Here is a 1,593-nt window from a genome sequence, read left to right as displayed (position 1 = left end):
ATCTTACCATCCAGTACATTCGTAATTTTACTCGACTTACTATCATGCTTCGCATCATACGCGACTTCTTCTTCATTCCAATTCAAACCATTGCTCGCCACATTCTTCTCAACATCATGAATACGCTCGTTGATACTCGTCATACCGTCACTGACACCATCAAAAGCTCCTGCTACATCATGATAGATCTGCTTTTCTGACGAACTACCATCAGAATTGAATTGCGCAACATTGAAAGTAGGTGCTATCCACTCACCAGCCTTATAGCCAGCTCCACCACCAAAATAGGCAGAAAGCTGATTGCTCATCAAATAAAGCTGGTTGCCCGTGATCGCTTCCGTCGAACCTTCTGAGATATCACCATCTAAAAGGGACTTCAGTTTGCTCTTGCTTCTTGCATCTTCCTTACCATGAAGCGCTACAAAGGCACTCTCTTCATCACTCCACAACAACGCATTCTGCTCAATATTGTCTGATATCTCATTATGAAGCTTCGTGAATGAACTGCTTACACCAGCAAAGGCAGCTGCTACACTCTCATACTCCTGCTCTGCAGGACTTCCATCATCATTGAATGTCGTAACTTTGAAAGTAGGAGCAATCCATTTGCCTTCATTATCATATCCAGCGCCACCATCTAAATACTTCGCAAATGTATCACTTACAGAATAAATCTGAGATCCATTAACAGCGTCCGTTGAATCTGCTGTAATCTTGCCAGCCTGAAGGGACGTAATCTTGCTGTTAGCTTTCGCATCTCCTTCTCCATGCTGCGCTACAAACGCCCCCTGATCCTTGTTCCACAACAAAGCATCACCTTGAACTTCTTGCGTAATGTTCGTTACTTTTTCAGTGAATTCATTGACAACATTCGTCAAATGCGTATTCACATTCTTGAAATTCGTATCAAGACCAGCAAAAGCTGAACCAACATCGTTGTATGACTTTTCTGTTGCCGTACCATCTTCAGCAATATTTGAGATCTTATAAGTCGGAGCGGTTAAAGCACCATCTTTAAATGCAGCATTACCACCAAAATACTTCGCAAGCGTAGTATTCAAAGAATAAAGCTGGGAACCATTCACCGCTTCTGTCGATCCTTCTGAAAGGTTGCCTGCCTTCACACCAGAGATACTACGGACATCGCCTTTACTGTTTGCAACCGTGATTGCTGTGCCTTCTTTCTCTCCACCAATCTGAATAACCTTTGTTTCTGCATCTTGCTTAACAAGGCTATCGCCTACTACTTTGTCAATCTCCTTGTTAATCTCATTGTGAATGTTCATCAAAGAAGTACCAACTCCAGCAAAGGCTTCTGCTACACTCTCATAGCTGTTTTCTTCAACATCACTACCATCAGCCTTAACAGTCTTAACCGTGAACGTAGGAGCGGTCCATGCACCATTCTCATATTTAGCATTACCGCCTAAAGACTTAGCAACCACAGTGCCCAAGGTATGAAGCTGTGAGCCATTAACGGCGTCTGTTGAAGTTTCACTGATAGCTCCTGCTGCAAGGGACGTAATCTTGCTGTTTTCTTGTGTCACTACAACTTTGCCGTCTTCTTTTTCTTCCTTCTTTTCATGCTGCGCT

Annotated in this window: 1 pseudogene; it reads right to left on the bottom strand. The window is 43.1% G+C overall.

Annotation, left to right across the window (positions count from 1 at the left end):
• Positions 1 to 1,593 (bottom strand): annotated as a pseudogene (locus tag ACFIKB_RS09215) (hypothetical protein); the annotation flags it as partial.

The organism is Bartonella sp. MR110HLJHH, assembly GCF_042194225.1.
GTDB lineage: Bacteria > Pseudomonadota > Alphaproteobacteria > Rhizobiales > Rhizobiaceae > Bartonella > Bartonella grahamii.
The sequence above is the reverse complement of the archived record's forward strand: the minus strand, read 5'-3'. Positions and strand labels throughout refer to the sequence as shown.